General features: G+C 53.4%; 19 protein-coding genes. 15 read left to right on the forward strand and 4 right to left on the reverse strand.

The annotated features are described in order from the left end of the window. The first annotated feature begins 1 nt into the window (after position 1). From H7A81_RS09695 to H7A81_RS09715, 5 genes are all read left to right on the forward strand, one after another. Positions 2-1,747 carry a dihydroxyacetone kinase family protein gene (locus tag H7A81_RS09695; protein ID WP_182057350.1) on the forward strand — a complete coding sequence of 582 codons (1,746 nt, stop codon included), beginning with the start codon at positions 2-4 and terminating at the stop codon, positions 1,745-1,747. A gap of 2 nt (positions 1,748-1,749) precedes the next feature. Continuing rightward, complete coding sequence (locus H7A81_RS09700; protein ID WP_182057351.1) at positions 1,750-2,523, forward strand: triose-phosphate isomerase family protein; 774 nt, start codon at positions 1,750-1,752, stop codon at positions 2,521-2,523. After that, complete coding sequence (locus tag H7A81_RS09705; RefSeq protein WP_160867305.1) at positions 2,523-3,341, forward strand: sugar phosphate isomerase/epimerase; 819 nt, start codon at positions 2,523-2,525, stop codon at positions 3,339-3,341. Before H7A81_RS09700 ends, H7A81_RS09705 begins: the two co-directional genes overlap by 1 nt. After that, on the forward strand, positions 3,338-4,195 hold the full coding sequence (locus tag H7A81_RS09710) for a phosphogluconate dehydrogenase C-terminal domain-containing protein (RefSeq protein WP_160832913.1): 858 nt from the start codon (positions 3,338-3,340) through the stop codon (positions 4,193-4,195). The genes H7A81_RS09705 and H7A81_RS09710 overlap by 4 nt, the downstream gene beginning before the upstream one ends. Before the next feature lie 107 nt (positions 4,196-4,302). Beyond that, positions 4,303-5,268, forward strand: coding sequence for a sugar-binding transcriptional regulator (locus H7A81_RS09715; RefSeq protein ID WP_160867306.1), 966 nt, complete (start codon positions 4,303-4,305; stop codon positions 5,266-5,268). A 37-nt stretch (positions 5,269-5,305) separates the two neighbouring features. On the opposite strand, the gene H7A81_RS09720 is transcribed toward H7A81_RS09715, so the two are convergent. Beyond that, the gene (locus H7A81_RS09720) at positions 5,306-6,226 is read right to left on the reverse strand and encodes a nucleotidyl transferase AbiEii/AbiGii toxin family protein (RefSeq protein WP_182057352.1); all 921 of its coding nucleotides are present in this window, start codon (positions 6,224-6,226) and stop codon (positions 5,306-5,308) included. After that, positions 6,226-7,002: a type IV toxin-antitoxin system AbiEi family antitoxin domain-containing protein gene (locus H7A81_RS09725; RefSeq protein ID WP_182057353.1), complete on the reverse strand. Its 777-nt coding sequence runs from the start codon at positions 7,000-7,002 to the stop codon at positions 6,226-6,228. Before H7A81_RS09725 ends, H7A81_RS09720 begins: the two co-directional genes overlap by 1 nt. A gap of 272 nt (positions 7,003-7,274) precedes the next feature. Between H7A81_RS09725 and H7A81_RS09730 the strand changes: the two genes are divergently transcribed. Genes H7A81_RS09730 through H7A81_RS09750 form a run of 5 tightly spaced genes read left to right on the forward strand, consistent with a single transcriptional unit; the run spans position 7,275 to position 12,344 of the window. Beyond that, positions 7,275-8,378 (forward strand): ABC transporter ATP-binding protein, encoded by a 1,104-nt coding sequence (locus H7A81_RS09730; protein ID WP_182057354.1) that lies wholly within the window; start codon positions 7,275-7,277, stop codon positions 8,376-8,378. A gap of 27 nt (positions 8,379-8,405) precedes the next feature. After that, positions 8,406-9,683, forward strand: a complete 1,278-nt coding sequence (locus H7A81_RS09735; RefSeq protein ID WP_034823562.1) for an ABC transporter substrate-binding protein — start codon at positions 8,406-8,408, stop codon at positions 9,681-9,683. Positions 9,684-9,693: 10 nt separating this feature from the next. Continuing rightward, positions 9,694-10,605, forward strand: coding sequence for a carbohydrate ABC transporter permease (locus H7A81_RS09740; RefSeq protein ID WP_034823561.1), 912 nt, complete (start codon positions 9,694-9,696; stop codon positions 10,603-10,605). After that, on the forward strand, positions 10,602-11,420 hold the full coding sequence (locus tag H7A81_RS09745) for a carbohydrate ABC transporter permease (RefSeq protein WP_182057355.1): 819 nt from the start codon (positions 10,602-10,604) through the stop codon (positions 11,418-11,420). The genes H7A81_RS09740 and H7A81_RS09745 overlap by 4 nt, the downstream gene beginning before the upstream one ends. A gap of 12 nt (positions 11,421-11,432) precedes the next feature. After that, positions 11,433-12,344 carry a metallophosphoesterase gene (locus H7A81_RS09750; RefSeq protein ID WP_182057356.1) on the forward strand — a complete coding sequence of 304 codons (912 nt, stop codon included), beginning with the start codon at positions 11,433-11,435 and terminating at the stop codon, positions 12,342-12,344. A 35-nt stretch (positions 12,345-12,379) separates the two neighbouring features. On the opposite strand, the gene H7A81_RS09755 is transcribed toward H7A81_RS09750, so the two are convergent. Next, positions 12,380-13,126, reverse strand: a complete 747-nt coding sequence (locus H7A81_RS09755) for an HPP family protein (RefSeq protein WP_058960568.1) — start codon at positions 13,124-13,126, stop codon at positions 12,380-12,382. A gap of 190 nt (positions 13,127-13,316) precedes the next feature. Between H7A81_RS09755 and rluF the strand changes: the two genes are divergently transcribed. Then, a complete protein-coding gene (gene rluF / locus H7A81_RS09760) occupies positions 13,317-14,198 on the forward strand; it encodes a 23S rRNA pseudouridine(2604) synthase RluF (protein ID WP_182057357.1) in 882 nt (293 codons plus the stop codon). A gap of 109 nt (positions 14,199-14,307) precedes the next feature. Further along, positions 14,308-14,457 (forward strand): hypothetical protein, encoded by a 150-nt coding sequence (locus H7A81_RS09765; RefSeq protein WP_160832916.1) that lies wholly within the window; start codon positions 14,308-14,310, stop codon positions 14,455-14,457. Positions 14,458-14,504: 47 nt separating this feature from the next. On the opposite strand, the gene H7A81_RS09770 is transcribed toward H7A81_RS09765, so the two are convergent. Then, positions 14,505-15,542: an NADP-dependent oxidoreductase gene (locus H7A81_RS09770; RefSeq protein ID WP_182057358.1), complete on the reverse strand. Its 1,038-nt coding sequence runs from the start codon at positions 15,540-15,542 to the stop codon at positions 14,505-14,507. Positions 15,543-15,766: 224 nt separating this feature from the next. On the opposite strand from H7A81_RS09770, the gene H7A81_RS09775 reads away from it, so the two are divergent. The 3 genes from H7A81_RS09775 to H7A81_RS09785 form a co-directional block, all read left to right on the forward strand. Further along, positions 15,767-17,122: an MFS transporter gene (locus tag H7A81_RS09775; RefSeq protein ID WP_182057359.1), complete on the forward strand. Its 1,356-nt coding sequence runs from the start codon at positions 15,767-15,769 to the stop codon at positions 17,120-17,122. Continuing rightward, entirely contained in the window at positions 17,100-18,443 is a 1,344-nt protein-coding gene (locus tag H7A81_RS09780; protein WP_166931088.1) for an enolase C-terminal domain-like protein, read from the forward strand. Before H7A81_RS09775 ends, H7A81_RS09780 begins: the two co-directional genes overlap by 23 nt. Before the next feature lie 9 nt (positions 18,444-18,452). Next, positions 18,453-18,885 (forward strand): beta-propeller fold lactonase family protein (locus H7A81_RS09785; RefSeq protein WP_182057360.1); only part of this gene is annotated, 433 nt, incomplete at its 3' end.

Consider the following 18,885-nt stretch of genomic DNA (forward strand, 5'->3'; position numbering starts at 1 on the left):
AATGACGTACCTGTTTAACCAACCTTCAGCCTTTGCTGCTGAACTCATTGAAGGCTTTGTCGCCGCCAACGCCGATAAAGTTCGTCAGGTCACCGGTGGTGTGGTGCGTAGCACGCGCAGCCAACCCAATACGGTTGCGGTGATTGTGGGCGGCGGTTCCGGTCATTATCCGGCCTTCGCCGGGTTGGTTGGACAAGGTCTGGCACACGGCGCAGCCATGGGGAACCTGTTTGCTTCGCCGTCTGCTCAGCAGATCTACAACGTGGCAAGAGCGGCACATAACGGCGCGGGCGTGTTGCTGATGTTCGGAAACTATGCGGGCGATGTACTGCACTTCGGCCAGGCTTGCGAACGCCTGCGTGCCGAAGGTATTGCCTGTGAAATTCTGGCGGTAACCGATGATATTTCCAGCGCCAGTAAAGACGAACGGGTTAAGCGCCGTGGTGTGGCCGGGGATTTGTGTGTGTTTAAAGCGGCGTGTGCAGCAGCGGAAGCGGGCGATGATTTAGCCTCCGTACTTAAGAAGTCGCAGCATGCTAACGATCGTACGCGGACTTTCGGTGTGGCATTTGGCGGATGTACCTTGCCGGGTGCCACGCATCCTTTATTTGAAGTCGAGAAAGGGCGCATGGCGCTCGGTCTGGGCATCCACGGTGAGCCGGGTATCAGTGAGACTGATGTGCCCAGTGCCGATGAGCTGGCCGAGCTGTTTGTTGAACGTCTGCTAGGCGAAGTACCTGCCGACGTCAAACAGATTGAAGGTCATCGCGTGGCGGTGATCCTCAACGGTTTGGGTTCAGTGAAGTATGAAGAGTTATTCGTGGTGTATCGCCGCGTGGCACAACTGCTGGACGCTGCAGGACTTAAAGTGGTTCAGCCCGATGTCGGTGAGTTTGTTACCAGCTTCAACATGGCGGGCGCATCGCTGACGCTGATGTGGTTGGACGATGAGCTGGAGACACTGTGGTGTGCGCCGGCAAATGCACCAGCCTATCGCAAAGGAAGCGTGCTGATCGCGGAACCGCTAAGTGCGGAAGAGCGTGAAGAGAGCACGGAAGAAGCATTGCCGCAGGCTTCAGCTGAGTCCCAGCAGAGCGCACAGCGCGTGTTACATATCCTGGAATCAGTGGCAGATTTGTTACAGCGTAACGCGAAAAAATTAGGTGATATCGATGCAGTGGCCGGTGACGGTGACCACGGTATCGGTATGGAACGTGGCGTGCTGGGCGCGGTGGAGAAGGCGCGTGAAGTGGCTGCGCGTGGTGCAGGTGCCGGCAGCCTGTTGTGTCGTGCTGCGGATGCCTGGGCAGATAAAGCTGGCGGCACATCGGGTGCACTGTGGGGGGTGGCATTAACTGCGCTGGGGACGGCCATTGGCGATCAGCAGTCACCCAATGCGCAACGCGTTGCAACCGGCGTACGTGAAGCCAAAGAGGGCATTATGCACTTTGGCAAAGCGAAGGTGGGCGATAAAACCATGGTCGATGTGTTGGTGCCGTTTAGCGACAGCCTTAACGCTGCAGTCGCAGAGGGTGCTTCACTGACCGATGCCTGGTTGGCGGCGGCGCAGGTAGCCGATAAGGCCGCACAAGATACCGCTCAGCTGGTGCCGAAAATGGGTCGTGCGCGTCCGCTAGCCGAAAAAAGTGTCGGTACGCCAGATGCGGGAGCCATTTCACTGGCGATGATCGTCAATACCGTTGGCGATCTGCTAAAAGAACATAAAGCCTCTCAGCAAGGAGCGTAATGATGTCTCAGCCCAAAATCTGGCTCGGCGTCAGCCTGAAAATGTATTTCGGTTACCAGCAGACACTGGACTGGTGCCGCAAAGTCGCCGGATTGGCTCAGTTGCCGGCGGTGAAAAACGGTGATGTCGGGTTGTTTGTACTGCCCGCTTATCCGGCTATTCCCGCTGTGGCTGACATTTTCGCAAAAACACCGGTGCGCTATGGCGGCCAGGATGTTTGCCAGGCTGAGAACGGCGCCTGGACCGGTGAGGTCAGCGCCAGCATGTTGCAGGAGCTCGGTTGCTCACTGGCCGAAATCGGTCACGCTGAACGTCGTCGCCACTTTCATGAAGATAAAACGCAGATTGCTGCCAAAGTGGCTATGTCGCTGCGACACGGATTAACACCGGTATTGTGCATCGGTGAAGAACAGCAGGCCGGGCCGGAGCAGGCCATCGCGCTGTGCGAGCTGCAGCTGGCGGAAGCATTGGCTGATGCGGTGCAACAAGGTTTACGCGGCGAAGTGTTCTTTGCCTATGAGCCGCAGTGGGCGATTGGTGCACCACAACCTGCACCGGATAGCTATATCCGCGCAGTGTGTTCGGGCCTGCAACAGTTGAAAACGCCGGAGGGTATCACCTTAAAAATCATTTATGGCGGCAGCGCCGGGCCGGGGCTGATTCAGCGTCTGGGGACTGACGTTCATGGTCTGTTCCTGGGCCGTTTTGCCCACGACCCGAATGCACTGGCGCAAATCATTGAAGAGGCCAGCGTGCTGGCGAAGGAGATCCGTTAATGAGCCGTATCGGACTCAGTACTTATGCCTTTTTCTGGCGCATGTCCAGCAAAGTGCCCAACCCGCTATCGCTGGAGCAGATGCTGCAGCAGACCGCCGAGATGGATGTCTCGGTATTCCAGATTTGTGATTATCCGGCGATTGAAAGTTGGTCAGATGAGCAGTTGCAGGACCTTCGCCAATTGGCCGACAAGCTGGGCATCACGCTGGAGTTAGGTACACGTGGCTTAGGCACTGCGCATCTGCGCCGTTACCTGCATATGGCGAATATTCTCGATGCCCATGTGGTGCGCTCCATGTTCTACACCGCCGATCACCGTCCGTCACTGGATGAAGCGGCAGAGTTGATTGGTGCGGTGTTGCCTGATTTCGCGCGTCAGCAGGTGCGACTGTGCCTGGAGACGTATGAGCAGGTCAACAGCGGCGCGATGATGTCGGTGATCAATAAGTTTCTGTCGCCGTGGTTGTGCGTGTGTCTCGATCCCGCTAACTGCGTAGCAGGACTGGAATTGCCTGAACAGGTGATCGCCAATACGGCGGCGCGCGTCGGCAACCTGCACATCAAAGATTTTGCCTTTACGCGTCGTGATGGCTGGGTCGGCTTTACCTATGCTGGCTGCCTGATGGGCGAAGGCCTGCTGGACTATGACCGGATGATCGCCAGCGTGCGTCCGGCAGAAAGAGAGATTAATCAAATCGTTGAACACTGGTTGCCGTGGCAGGACGATGCCGTGCTGACCTGCGAGCGCGAAGCCGAATGGACGCGCCGCACCGTTGAATTCTTACGTAGTAAACAAGATCAGGAGTTATACCAATGAGCAATGCATTGAAAACCATCACCGTAATTGGCGCAGGCGGCAAAATGGGTATGCGCATTTCTGCCAACTTCCAGAAAAGCGATTACCAGGTGTTTTACGTTGAGAACTCACCGAAGGCGCAGGAACAAGTCACGGCGCAAGGCCGTGAGTTGTCTGATGCCGCTTCTGTTGTGCCGGTCAGTGACGTGGTGATTCTGGCGGTACCGGATATCGTTCTGGGCAAAGTGTCTGAGGGCGTGGTGCCACAGATGAAGGCCGGTGCGATTCTGCTGACGCTGGACCCGGCTGCGGCTTACGCAAACCTGATCGCGCATCGTGACGGCATCGAATATGCGGTGGCGCATCCTTGCCATCCATCCGTGTTCCTGGAGCGCTACACCAAAGAAGAGCACGCGGATGCCTTCGGTGGCATCGCGGCGGTACAGCATGTGGCGGCTTCGTATGAAACCGGCACAGATGCGCAGAAAGCCGAACTGAGCAAAGTCATCAGCGTGATGTACGGTCCGGTAGAGGAAGTGCATTGGGTCACGGTGACGCAATTGGCCTATCTGGAGCCAACGCTGGTGGAAACCGTAGCCTGCATGGTGGGCGCTTTTATGAAAGAAGCACTGGATGAGACCGTCAAGCACAGCGGCGTGCCGGAAGAAGCGGCCAAAGCGATGCTGTATGGCCATATTCAGATCGCACTGGCCGTGGCCTTCCGCGCCACCAACCCGTTCTCTGATGCCTGTATGATTGCCATGGAATACGGTCGCGAGAAGATTGTGAAGCCAGACTGGAAACAGATCTTCGATCAGAAAGAGTTGGATATCGTGATTGCCCGCATGCTGAAAATCGACGCCATTAAGCGTTAAGCGTGATGCAACCTGCGACTCGCCTCGCTGCTGTCTGGCGAAGCGAGTCGTATCAATGATATAACACCCTCCTTAAATCAGGTGTCACGATACAAGACAGGTAACGGATGGAAAAAAACACGCTTTCTCAGGACTCCGAGCTGCTGACAGAAATTGCGGTGGCCTATTATCAGGACGAAATCACCCAGGAGGAGATTGCGCGTAAGTTTGGGATATCCCGCATTAAAGTTGGCCGACTGCTCAAACGTGCGCGTGAAGAGGGCATCGTCGAAATTAATGTGCGCTACCATCCGGTGTTCAGTACGCGCCTTGAACAGCAGCTGCAAAGCCGTTTCCCCCAACTACAACGTGCGCTCATTGCACTGGATTCGCCGGACGATGAAGAGCAGCGTCGTCAGGTGGCGGCGCTAGTTTCAGCCCATCTGGCGCAATCATTAAAAGACAATGCGATTGTCGCTGTCGGGCAAGGGCGCAACGTCGCCGCTGTCGCCGATTACCCCGGCCAGGTGCCGACACGTAACTGTCTGTTTATCAGTGGTATTGGTGGAACACATCGTCCTGGTGATGCAATTAACGCCGATCATATCAGCCGTCGTCTGGCTAAGAAGTTTGGCGGTATCAGTGAAACCCTGTACGCACCTGCCTATGTCGAGAATCGTGCGCTGCGCGATGCCTTTATGCAGAACGGCACCATCAAAGAGACGCTCGACCGCGCACGTAAAGCGGATGTGGCGCTGGTGGGCATCGGTGATATGAATGAAAACAGCTATATGGTGAAACTCGGCTGGTTTACGCCGCATGAGATCATCGATGCGCATGTGAATCAGGGCGTCACCGGGGATGTTGCGGGTTATGACTTCTTCAATGCCCAGGGACAGCATGTGGATACGGTGATGAATGACCGGGTGATTGGTCTTAGCATCGAGGAATTACGTAAAATTCCCTGCGTGATTGCCATTGCCTCCGAGAATACCAAAGCGATGGCACTGCTTGGCGCACTGCGTACCGGGGCGATCGACATTGTGGCGACCACGGCGCAAAATATTCGGACGATTTTGAGTATGTCGCAGTAAATCCTATTCCGTGGCTAAGCCATGCTGCATGGCTTAGCTAAGTGGTTATTAGCAATACCTCTTTGAGTTTCGCCAGCGCCTCAGTGTGTTTAGATGGCTGCATATTAGATAAATTATGTAATTTCCATCGAACGGCGGGTAACAGCTCAACACCTGTTAATCCTAACAGGGCCCAGTCTGGTGTTCCCTCCTTGAATGTCAGCAGGAATTGGCGCTCTTGCTCGGTAATTGAGCGATTAATTGTCTCAATTAATTGAACTCTAGCTGCTTCCAGTTCATTCCTTGGGACATCAACCTCCGCCATATTACGAAATTCACCCTCATACACACCGGAAATGTCTTTTAACTGTGGCCTTAACAATTCTGACAATGGGCGAGGGTGGCTGACCAAATAGACCAGCAGTGCTTTGCGCAATTCTTCTGTCAGCCCTTCATTATCGAGCAAAAATTTAACATCAAACAAATCACGCGGATGTTGACGATCCAAAGCAGCACATATTTTCCCTGCATACAGATCAGCAAAAGCGACCACGAACGTTTCTGCGAAACCAAATTCGTCCTCAACGGAATCACTCACTGAGATAACCGAGGGCTCATAAACCGTGCCACGCAACACGGGAGATAACTCAATTTTTATCTGTATGCCACTTCGTGTGACCGTGAGTCGTAATGCATCCATTTTGTCTTCGTAAGATTTAATCACTTTGCTGCCAGTTATTCTCGCACTGATGTCCTTTGTGATTTGATCCAACTTTGAGCGGATAGTCATGAGCGATTGCTGACGGTCCATCACCGGCAGAAAAACCAGATCAATATCGACGGATAAACGGGGTAAATCACGAATAAAGAGATTTATTGCCGTGCCGCCTTTCAGCGCGAAGCAGTCATGCTGTGAGACAATCGGCAGGACCTGTAACAATAGCTGTACTTGCTGATAATAAACACTTTGGCGGTCCATTAATTCGACTCCCTGGGGACGGTAATATTCCATGTTTTATCCAATCTGCCGCCACGTGCTATTTCACGTTTACCCACACCTAAATCATATTCTTCCGGCTTAAGGTATTTGAACCAGGCATGATTATGCTGCTGAGACAGCCATAAAAATAATCGTTTGCTCTTGATGCTGGAGCTGGCACGCAAAAGCGCATCCACTTTTTTGGGCGATAGAGTAGGCAAGCTCTGCATCAGTTGATCTGCATGTTCAAAGCTCATTGCTGTTGGAACCCCGGCCAGGGCCTCAAGAATCGCTTTTTCGGGTGTAGAGTAGAGCAAGGGCGGAAGTGACTCTCGCCAGTTATCTTCACGAAGATAGCGTATTTCCTGCATCAGTGAAGCTGGCCATAACCGGCGGGTGCTGTGCCATGCAAAATGAATGTTGCTGTCAATTTTATTCAGCCATGCAGGCAATGCCGTTTCTGCGTATAGCTCGATGTGGATATGTTTGCTACGTGATTGATAATGTGCGAGTCCTTCCAGATCAAGTGCGCTCAATCCGCCGACATAGACGGGGAAGAGACTCATTCTTTGCAATGAGGTGACAACACCTTTCCAGTTAACCTGCGATGTTTCGCGGACGTACACCCCAGGGGTCAGTGTCAGCAGGGTTTGGCTTTTGACCGCGTTATCAATGAAGTGCGGATTTAAACCCTGTGTCACCAACCAGGGTTTAGTGGCGAGTAATCCCGCAGGAAGTATCTGTTTCAGCCTTTGACGACTTTCAGCGTTCAACATTGCTTTTGGTTTGCATAATGGTCATATAACGGCAATTATCGCCGTTAATTTCAAATTAAGCAAACCAGATGGAAGTTTTGGTTTGTTGTGTTTGAGTTGCACGGCAATTATCGCCGCCCTTTTGACTTTATATAAACTGCACGGCAGGTTTTTTCACTCCCTTATAACAGCAGGGTAGCCTGTTCCAGTCACCCAACCGTCACCCCAGTAACATAAATCCTTCATTCCCCTGAGCTAGCTTACCGCCATTCTGTTTTCAGGACTGCGGATGCATGAGCCACCTTTCGCTACATCACATCACTAAAGCCTGGGGGGAAAAAATTGCCCTCAATGACATTACCTTTGATGCCGCAGAAGGGAGCTTTGTTGCGCTGCTTGGGCCCTCCGGTTGTGGAAAATCTACTCTGCTGCGCACCATTGCCGGGCTGGAAACTGCCGACCGCGGTGAAATCCACTTTAAACACGCTGATATCACTCATTTGCCCCCATCGCAGCGCAAACTCTCGATGGTTTTTCAATCCTATGCGCTTTTTCCACATCTGAATGTCCGCGAGAATCTGCTGTTTGGCTTAAAAGCGCGTGGGGAAGACAAGCAGACGTTTGCGAGCCGACTGGATGACGTCAGCAAGCTGATGGAACTGGATAAGTTGCTTGATCGCCTGCCGTCGCAACTGTCTGGGGGTCAACAGCAACGTGTGGCGTTGGGAAGGGCGGTTATCGCGAATAACAACCTGTGTCTGATGGATGAGCCCCTGTCCAACCTTGATGCCAAGCTGCGGCAGAGCATGCGCCGTGAGATTCGTGCCTTACAGAAGAAGCTGGGGCTCACCATGCTGTATGTCACGCACGACCAGACCGAAGCGATGAGCATGGCGGACAGTATTATTCTGCTGAATGACGGCCACATCGAGCAGCAAGGCACACCGAACGATCTCTATAACAACCCCGCCACGGTTTTTGCCGCACAGTTTATCGGCGCGCCACCCATGAATATCCTGCCGTTGCACAACAAAGAAAACCGTCATTACCTGAGCCACTTATCGGCGCCGGTGGTTGAGCATTGCGATGAGGTGGCATTGAGTCTCGGTTTACGAGCGGAAGATATTCAGCTGATTTCACCTGAACACGCTGCCTTAAAGGCCAGAGTGATCAGCTACGAATACATGGGCGCTGACACTTTACTGGTGTGCCAACTGGCTGGCCTGGCCGATGCCATCACCGTGAAAGTGCCCGGCATGCAGCATTTTGTCGAGGATAGCCAGGTCGGATTGCAGTGGTCAGCAACCCGTCAATATCTGTTTTCCACCATGACCGGCAAGCGCTGTGTGTCTGCCGAGCAACAGATGTTTGTTTCACAGAAAAAATACGCTGTTTAACCGTTGTTATTCGCCCAAGGGATAATCATGTCTGCGATTCGTTACTCACGTCTGGCCTCTGCTTTACTGCTTTGTACTACGGTTTCCGCTTTTGCCGCCGATCCGGTCAAATTGCAGATGTACTATCCCATTGCGGTCGGTGGCAAAGTCAGCCACACCGTTGACGCGCTGGTGGCTGATTTCGAAAAAGTGCATCCGGAAGTGAGCATTCAGCCGGTTTACACCGGTGACTATGCGACAACCGTCACCAAAGCGCTGACCGCGTTCCGGGGTGGCAATGCACCGCAGCTGGCGGTCATTGGTGACATTGAGGCTTATTCTCTGATTGATGCGGGCGCGATTGTCGCCGCCAGCGATCTGGCAACAGGTGATGAAGGCAAAAAATGGATCGACGGCTTTTATCCTGCCTTCCTGCGTCACATTGACGGCAAAGTGTGGGGCGTGCCATTCCAGCGTTCAACCGTGGTGATGTACTGGAATAAACAGGCCTTCGAGAAAGCTGGCTTGAATGGCGACACACCGCCAGCCAACTGGCAGCAGGTGGTGGAATTCAGTAAAAAACTGACCATCAAAGATGCTAACGGCGTGAGCCAGTGGGGCATCGAGATTCCGTCCACGCCAAACGGTTACTGGAACTTCCAGGGACTCTCTGCCACCAATGGCGGTCGTCTGGATAACGGTAAAGGCACGGCCGTACATTTCAACACCCCTGGTAACGTTGAAACACTGCAATGGCTGACCGACCTCGGGCAAAAAGAAGAAGTGTCACCAAAAGGCGCCATCGCCTGGGGCACCACGCCACAAGACTTTATCAGCGGTAAAACCGCCATGATGGTCACCACCACCGGTAACCTGACCAACGTGCGCGATAACGCCAAATTCCCGTTTGGTGTGGCGATGCTGCCAGAGAAAACCCAGCGTGGCAGCCCAACCGGCGGCGGTAACCTTTACGTCTTTAAGAATGCCTCACCCGAGCAGCAAAAAGCCGCGATGGAATTTATCCGTTGGGTGACCTCACCGGAGCAGGCCGCGCGCTGGAGTATCGCGACAGGCTATGTGGCGACATCTCCAGCGGCATGGGACACCACGGTGATGAAAGACTACGTGAAAGAGGTCCCTCAGGCGCTGGTCGCGCGTGAGCAGTTGAAGTATGCGCAGCCAGAACTCTCGACCTACAACAGCGTACAGATTCAGGATGCGTTGAACCATGCTGTCGAAGCGGCGGTGACCCAGGCAAAAACCCCGGCAGAAGCACTTGAAGGTGCGCAGAAGCAAGCGGATCGCCTGTTGAAGTCCTACCAGTAATGGAAGCGCGATGAGCACGATAATTGCCAGTACGGCGCAGCGTCGTCCCGCATTCTGGTCGACGCAGCTTTATGGTTACCTGCTGATTTTGCCAGCACTGAGTTTTTTGCTGCTGTTTACGCATTATCCCGCGGTGGCGACGATCTGGGAGAGTCTGTTCAGCGCTTCCCGTAATAATCATCCGGCCCACTTCGTTGGGCTGGATAATTACATGGCCTTGCTGGATGACGATATCTTCATCCAGTCGCTCTGGAACAACTTGTTGTATGCACTGATCACCATTCCGCTGGCCGTCACGCTGGCTTTGATGATGGCGCTGGCCGTGAATCGACGATTGGCAGCGAATTCGCTGGTCCGCGCGGCGTTTTTTATCCCATCATTGCTCCCCATGATTGCCATCGCTAATTTGTGGCTGTTTTTCTACACTCCGCAGCTGGGGCTGTTGAATAAGTTGCTGGCGCTGTTCTCACTGCCTGCCGTGAACTGGCTCGGTGAGCCGGGCACGTCCCTTTATTGTCTGATGGCGGTTTCTGTCTGGCGTGAAGCGGGCTTCTTTATGATCTTCTATCTTGCTGCCTTACAGCAGATCGATCCCCGCCTCAATGAAGCGGCAGCGATTGAAGGGGCTTCACGCGGTTACTTTTTCCGTCGCGTGCAATGGCCGCTGTTGATGCCAACGACGCTATTTGTGTTGATCAATGCTTCGATGAACGCCTTCCGCATTGTCGATCAGGTGATTGCCATGACCAACGGGGGCCCCAACAACAGCAGTAGTCTGCTGCTGTTCTATATCTATCGCACCGCATTCAGTTTCTGGGATATGCCTGCTGCCGCGGCGATGACCGTGGTATTGCTGGTGATTCTGGCGGCGATTGCGCTGATTAAATTTACGCTGCTGGACAAGCGAGCCCATTATCAATGAATAAGACGAACACGTTGGGTGGCTGGTGTCTGAATCTCACCATCTGGCTGGCGGCGCTGCTATGGCTGCTGCCGATTATGGTGGCAATTTGGGTGGCGATCCATCCGGCATCGGATCAGGCCAGTTTTTCGCTTTTCTCGCCGCTGACCTTTGATAATTTCATCAAGGCCTGGCATGCCGCGCCTTTTGCCCGCTACTTCCTCAATACCACCTTGCTGGTGCTGATGATTGTGCTGGTGCAGTTGATTTTAGCGACCATGGCGGCCTATGCGCTGGTGCGTTTCAAAATGAAATTCTCAGGGGTTATTTTCGCGCTGATCCTGCTGCAGTTGATGATTAGTCCGGACGTTTTGATTTTGAACAATTACAAAACCATCGGTGCGTTTGGGCTGCGCGATACCTTAACGGGAATAGCATTGCCGTATTTCGCCTCTGCTTTTGCCATTTTTCTGCTGCGTCAGACGTTTAAAAGCATCCCGCTGGTGCTGGAAGAAGCGGCGATTGTGGAGGGAGCCAGTCGGTTTTATATCTTGCGCAAAATCTACATTCCATTGGCGAAACCGATCTACATCGCTTTTGCCCTGGTCTCGATCAGTTTCCACTGGAATGATTTCCTGTGGCCGCTGGTGATTACCGATTCCGTCAACGTAAGACCGCTCACCGTCGGATTGCAATTGTTCTCGGCGCCAGAGCAGGGCGTACAGTGGGCGCTAATCGGTGCCGCAACTTTGATGACCACCATGCCGCTGCTGGTGCTGTTCCTGATTTTTCAGCGTCAGTTTATTCAGTCGTTCATGCGTGCTGGTATTCGCTAAGGAGTGTTTTTCGTGACTCATCCGCATCCATTGACATCCTTGCAGCGCGAACTCCTCGGCGATGTGGCCGAGCTATATGCTTTACCTGATTTACGTCCTGCAATGATGGATAACGTGCTGCGTTTCGGTGTGATTGCTGATCCGCAGTATGCCGATGTCGAAGCTGATATCGCCAATAACCTCTACTACCGTCATGCACTTGATAAGTTACCGCAGGCAATTGAAGCCCTGAATCAGCAACCGCTGGATTTTGTTGTCACGCTGGGGGATTTGGTTGACCGCGATTGGGCCAGCTATGCCGCCATTCTGCCGCTGTATGACCAGTTGGTGCATCCGCATGCGGTAGTGTTGGGGAATCATGATGCGCAAACCCTTGCTCAGCATCTGAATAATCGTGCGGCACTCCCTAAAAGTTATTACGCGTTTCGTTTAGCGGGGTGGCGGTTCATCGTTTATGACGGTAACGATGTCAGTTTGTACTGCAACGCGCAGAATGGTGACGACTACTACCAGGCGGAGAACCTGCAGGCGGAATTAAAGGCGCAGCGACAGCCGCAGGCTCAGCCATGGAACGGTGCCGTCGGTCAGCAGCAGCTGAACTGGATTGAACAGCAATTGATTGAAGCTCAGCAACGGGGGGAAAAAGTGGGGGTGTTTGGTCATTACCCGCTGGCGCCTCACACCACGCATATACTGATGAACGCCAGTGTGCTGGTGGATCTCCTTTCTAGTTACAACATACATTTTTGCTTCTCAGGACATGACCACCGCGGCAACGCTGCATACATCGGTCAGACAGGGTTTTATACCATGAAGGGCATGCTCGATGGTCCAAGCGAAATACCCTTTGCGGTGGTCGAAGTGGATGATAATGGTGTAAGGATTCACGGCTTCGGCGGGGAGATAAGCCGAGGTTTGTGTTAATGCGGTCAGCCGGCGGGGCTCATATCGCCTGCAATTTAACCGGCGCGCTTCAGGGGCTGTGGCGGTAACTGTTGCCGACGACGGGCAATCTCTTCAGCGCGCTGTAACAACTGCTGCAAATCATCCTCGTCAATGTCGAGAAGCTGACCGTTCTCAAGTGCCTGATGCAGATCATCGCGAGTAATTGGCACTTCAAGCGCCACTGAATTCGTTTTAGGTTCGTTTGCAGCCAGCGGATGCGGATAACGGCGACCCGCAAGATTATTAAAAATGATTGCCAGTACAGCAAGACACACGGAATTTAGCAGCACGGGAGAGAGAATAAACTGATATCCCAATTGCTGAACGCCACTGCCGCCCAGAATTGCTGTCAGCGCCACCGCCCCGCTGGGAGGATGCAAGCAGCGCAGCTGAAACATCACGGCAATGGCGAGACAAGCCGCAATGCCGCAAGCGACTGCGGGATAGGGCACATACATCGCGGTTGTCACGCCTATCACGCCTGCGACCAGATTTCCGCCAACAATCGACCAGGGTTGCGCCAACGGACTATTCGGTAAGCCGAAAAGCAGCACTGCAGACGCCCCCATCGGTGCCACAAACCATAAGTTGACCTCACCAAGCAGCCAATGGCTGGTCAGGCTGGTGATCATCAGGCCGAGGCCCGCACCGATGCTGGCCATCACTCTCTGTTTTTTGGCGACCGGTAACGGATGCGGCCAAAGACGGGCAAGGAAAGTCCGCAGCGATGTTATCCAGCTGGCGCGACGCAGGTGTGTCATGAAGGTCATACTCTGTCATAAGAAAACGCGATGGATGGCGATTGTCGCTGATCGATTCCTGAGGAACAACCACAATGTTAGTGTGCTGTTACCAAACGGTGATGAGGTTACAAGCTGGAACAATGATGTTTAACCGTGTCTTACACAACGTCTAAGGTTGTTGTATAGTCCGTTTTTTTTCGGAGGAACCATGCTGCCCAACTCATCCACGCGCCTGAACAAATACATTAGCGAGAGCGGAATCTGCTCACGACGTGATGCCGATCGTTACATAGAGCAAGGCAACGTTTTTATTAACGGCAAGCGCGCGATCGTTGGCGCACAGGTCTTTGCCGGGGATGAAGTGAAAGTGAATGGGCAGTTGATCGAGCCGCGTAACGAAGAAGATTTAGTGCTGATTGCGCTCAACAAGCCGGTGGGCATTATTACCACTATGGAAGAGGGTGAACGCGATAACATCGGTGATTTTGTTAACCACAGTAAACGCGTGTTCCCGATCGGCCGTCTGGATAAAGACTCACAGGGTCTGATTTTCCTCACCAACCACGGTGACCTGGTCAATAAGATCCTGCGCGCCGGTAACAACCACGAGAAAGAGTACGTGGTGACCGTAGATAAGCCCATCACCGACGAGTTTATTGCCGGGATGGCGGCGGGTGTGCCGATGCTGGGTACTGTGACCAAAAAATGCAAAGTGAAGAAAGAGTCGACCTTTGTGTTTCGTATCATCCTGGTTCAGGGTCTTAACCGCCAGATTCGCCGAATGACCAAGCATTTTGGCTTCGAAGTCACCAAGCTTGAACGTACGCGTATCATGAATGTCAGTCTGAAAGGCATCCCGCTGGGCGAATGGCGTGATTTTACTGATGACGAATTGATTGAGTTGTTTAACTTGATCGAGGATTCTTCATCCGAAGACAAAAAAACGCAGCAAAGCCAGGCGAAAAAGAAACCGGCAGCAGCGGCGAAAAAAGTCGCATCGAACGGTGCAAAGATCCCCGAGAAAGCTGCGGCCAAACCGGCAGGACGTCAGCGCTTTGCTCAACCTGGTCGTAAAAAGAAAGGGCGTTAAATTTTCCCTGGATTTGCCATGACTGTTTAAACCCGGAACAAATTTTATAATCCTCTCACTATTTGTTCCGGTTTTTCCCTCCATACTTTTTTTAACAAAGGAGGGAACAATGAACAACGCAACCTGGTTAGATGAAATGCAGCATTTCTATGCCGCGCAGCCGCGTCCGGCGTGGGTTCCACGCATGTTTTGGCTGACCAAAAAACAGCGTAATAAAATTTTGACGGAACTCTTGCTGCCGCAGGCCAAACAGAGATAACGCTGTTATTTAGCCGGTTATTTAATGTTAAGAATAACCGGCCCTTATCACTCTTCTTCAGCTACTTTGACCACGGTTTTACCAAAGTTATTACCCTTCAACATATCGAAGAACGCCTGTGGTGCATTTTCTAATCCATCGATCATGTGTTCACGATAGTGAATTTTCTGCTGTTCAACCAACGGCATCATCGCCTGCAGGAATTCTGGATATCGATCACCGTAATCCTGGAAAATAATAAATCCCTGCATACGGATTCGGCGCTTCAATATCCCACTCAGGATTTGTGGCGTACGGTCAGGGCCAGCGGGTAGGGTTTTGCCACTGTTATAGGTTGAGACCAGTCCACAAACCGGTACGCGAGCGGCGGTGTTCAACAGCGGGAACACGGCATCAAACACTTTGCCACCAACGTTCTCGAAATAGATATCGATCCCGTCCGGGCAGGCGTTCGCCAACTGTTCAGCAAAATCCTCACGATAGTGATCGAGACAGGCTGAGAACCCGAGTTTTTCAATCGCGTAGCGGCATTTCTCTTCACCACCGGCAACGCCAACCACATGACAGCCTTTTAGCTTACCCAGTTGCCCGACGGTGGCTCCCACCGGGCCCGTCGCGGCGGCGACCACCAGGGTTTCGCCCGCTTTTGGCTGCCCAATGTCCATCAGGCCCATGTAAGCGGTGAAGCCGGGCATCCCCAGAATGCCCAGCGCCCAGGATGGATGGGGCAGATCGCCGATTTTCGCTACGCCAGTGCCATCCGAGACGGCATAACGTTGCCATCCGCTGCCTGCCAGTACCCAGTCACCGGTTTTAAAATCGGGATGCTGCGATTCAACCACCTGTGAAACCGTACCGCCAACCATTGGCTGATCGAGTTGTGCCGGAGGCGCATAGGATTTACTGTCATCCATGCGCCCGCGCATATAAGGATCGAGTGAGAGGTAAGCCGTGCGGAGCAGCATTTCACCCGTTTTGATAGAGGGAATAGGTTGTTCAACAAGCCGGAAATTCTCTTTAACCGGTTCGCCATCGGGGCGCGATGCCAGTAGCCAGGTTTGATTGCTGTCAGGGGATTGCGTCATCTAAACCTCTTTACTCATTTGAATCAGGCAAGTGTAGTAGAAACCATCTTCCCAGTGAGCCAGCGCACAAACCCACACAAAACTTTACGCTGGGAAAACCGCTAACGCATTGAACATAAAAGCCCCTTCAACATCTGCACAATCGGTCTCGGGCATTCTCACATAACCGCTCTTTAATCGACTGCGTATACCTATAGCGGTGCAATTAACCCAATAGGTGACGCATGACGGTTCAACAATCTTATGATTTAGCAGCAGATCACGACGCGCATATCGCCTCCGCAATCGCTAAGTTTTTCCGTCGCATCATCCCGATGCTGGCGCTGATGCTGATTGTTAACCAGATTGACCGAGCCAACATTGGATTCGTCAAAGCCGAATTACAGACGGATGCGGGGATCAGTGCCGCAGCCTTTGGTCTGGGCGCAGGATTGTTCTTTATTGGTTACGCGCTGTTCGAAGTGCCCAGCAATATGATGTTGAAAAAACTCGGGGCACGCGTGTGGCTGACGCGCATCATGATTACCTGGGGCATCGTGGTGGTGTTAACCGGTTTTGTGAGCACGCCGCTGCATTTCTATGTCCTGCGCTTCTTATTGGGTGTGGCAGAGGCGGGATTTTTCCCTGGTGTCTTATTCTACTTTCGCCAATGGGTGCCGAACGCATGGCGCGGTCGTGCCACCGCGATGGTGCTGAGTGCCACCGCCAGCGCCTTTCTGTTTTCCGGCCCCTTAACCGGCGCGATTCTGATGCTGCATGAGGTGAACGGGCTGGCCGGGTGGAAATGGGTGATGTTCCTGGAAGGGGGCGGATCGATTGTGATTGGTTTGCTGGCCGCGCTAGTGCTGGTCTCTAAACCGCAGGATGCCAAATGGCTTAACCCAGCAGAACAACGTGCGTTGCAAGCACAGTTAGCGTTAGAGGATGCAGCTCGTGACGTACATGCTAAAGAGCACGGCCGCTGGGGTTTATTGCGCGATCGCAGCTTACTGTTCTATTGTCTGATTTTTTTCACCATGACCATGACCGGTTACACCCTGGTCTTCTGGCTGCCGCAAATCATCCAGCGTATTCAGGGTTACAACAGCTTTGAAATAGGTTTGCTGACCGCCGTTCCGTGGTTATGTGCCATTGTTGCCTTGTTCCTGCTGGGTAAAACCACCGACCGCTACCGCGATAAGCTGGATAAAGGGCTGGGTCTTGCGATGCTGATTGCCGCGTGCGGCACCTTTATGGCCACCACCGGGACACCCTGGTTTGGCTTTGTCGCGATGATCGTCGCTTGCATTGGCTCGAAAGTCAGCGCGGCATTCTTCTGGCCAATGCCGCAAAGCGAATTACCTGCTTCAATCGCCGCGCCTGGCATTGCCCTCATCAACTCCATCGGCAACCTCGGCGGGTTCTTTGCACCCACCGTGTTTGGCTATCTTGAACTTCATACCGGCAGCACCACCGGCGGGCTGTATGCGCTGACCAGCGTGTCGGTCATCACCGGTGTCTGGCTGCTGCTGCGACGCAAACCTGTTCCCCCTACATTCGGTCACACGGAGAGAAACCATGTCCGACACACCAGTCATTAAATCGATGCGTATCGTTCCGGTTGCCGGATACGACAGCATGCTGCTGAACATCGGCGGGGCGCATAACTGCTATTTCACGCGCATTCTGGTGATCCTTACCGATTCAGCAGGCAACAGCGGCGTGGGGGAAACGCCGTGCCACGCTTCAACGTTGCAACTGCTGGAACATTTTCGCCCGCTGATTATCGGTAGCTCACTGATGCGTGCTAACGCCACGTTGAGCCAACTGTTCGCCAGCGACGCGCGGCAGCAACACACCTCGCACACCAATGACATTCATATTCCGCAGATGAATCCAGAGAAGTTTTACAACGCGGCGGCGGCTATTGAGGCTGCGTTGCTCGATCTGCAGGGGAAATTCCTCGATCTGCCGGTAGCGGACCTGCTTGCCAGCGGTAAACAGCGTGAGCGTATTCCGGTGTTGGGATATCTGTTTTATGTCGCTGACAGAAAACGCACGAATATGGACTACCGTTCGGGTGATAACGAAGCGGATGGCTGGTTCAGGCAACGCCACCAACCGGCAATGGACAGTGCAGCAGTGGTGCGCCTCGCAGAAGCCGCAGTAGAACAATACGGTTTTCGGGACTTCAAGCTAAAGGGCGGCGTCTTGCATGGCGAGCAGGAAGTCGAAACCGTGGAAGCCTTGCTGTCGCGGTTTCCACAATCTCGCGTCACCGTCGACCCCAATGCCAGTTGGTCGCTGGATGAAGCCATTCGCTTTGGTAAACAGCTGGCAGGCAAAGTGCCATACCTGGAAGATCCTTGTGGCGCAGAACAGGGTTATTCCGGGCGCGAGACCCTGGCCGAGTTCCGTCGCGCCACTGGCGTGCCGGTGGCCACCAATATGATCGCCAATGACTGGCGGCAGTTGCAGCATGCTCTGCAGCTCAACGCTATCGACATCCCGCTTGCCGATCCCCATTTCTGGACGATGCGCAACGCCAACGTTGTCGCGCAGCTGTGTAATGAATGGGGCCTTACCACCGGTTGCCACTCCAATAATCACTTTGATGTTTCACTGGCGATGGTGGCCCATCTTGGTGCCGCAGCGCCCGGCGATCGTCAAACCGCCTTCGATACGCACTGGATATGGCAGGATGGCCAGCCACTCAGCCACCAGCCACCGCAAATACGTGACGGCTACCTGGAGCTGCCGCCGGGGCCAGGATTGGGTATCGAACTGAATATGGAACGCGTCGAGCAGGCGCATGCGCTCTATAACGCACTGCCCGATAAGAACCGCAACGATGCATTGGGCATGCAGTTTTTGATTGATAACTGGCGTTTTGACGCCAAACGTCCGGCCCTGGTTCGCTGAGGAAGTTAAATGAAGAAAACCTTTCAGATAGCCACATTACTTACGGCGATGGCGCTCAGCGCACCATTGCTGGCAAAAACTTTTGTTTACGTCTCAGAAGCCGATGATGGCACCATCGCGCGCTACATACTGGATGAACAATCCGGCGCATTGCAACTGCTAGGTCGCACTCAGGCAGGCGGAAAAGTGATGCCGCTGGCATTGAGTGCCGACCACCAGCATTTATACGCGGCCATTCGCAGTAAACCACTGCAACTGGTGAGCTGGCACATCGATCGCGCGACGGGCGACCTTAATCACAGAGAGGCAGTGCCTGCCACGGCCAGTTATCCTTATATCAGCACCGATAAACAGGGGCGATTCCTGCTGGGCGCCTCCTACGATGGCGATGTGGTGCATGTCTATCGGCTAGCCAAAGATGGCAAGGTGATAGCACCGCCGG

The organism is Pantoea sp. ME81, assembly GCF_903970985.1.
In the GTDB taxonomy this organism is placed as follows: domain Bacteria; phylum Pseudomonadota; class Gammaproteobacteria; order Enterobacterales; family Enterobacteriaceae; genus Pantoea; species Pantoea communis.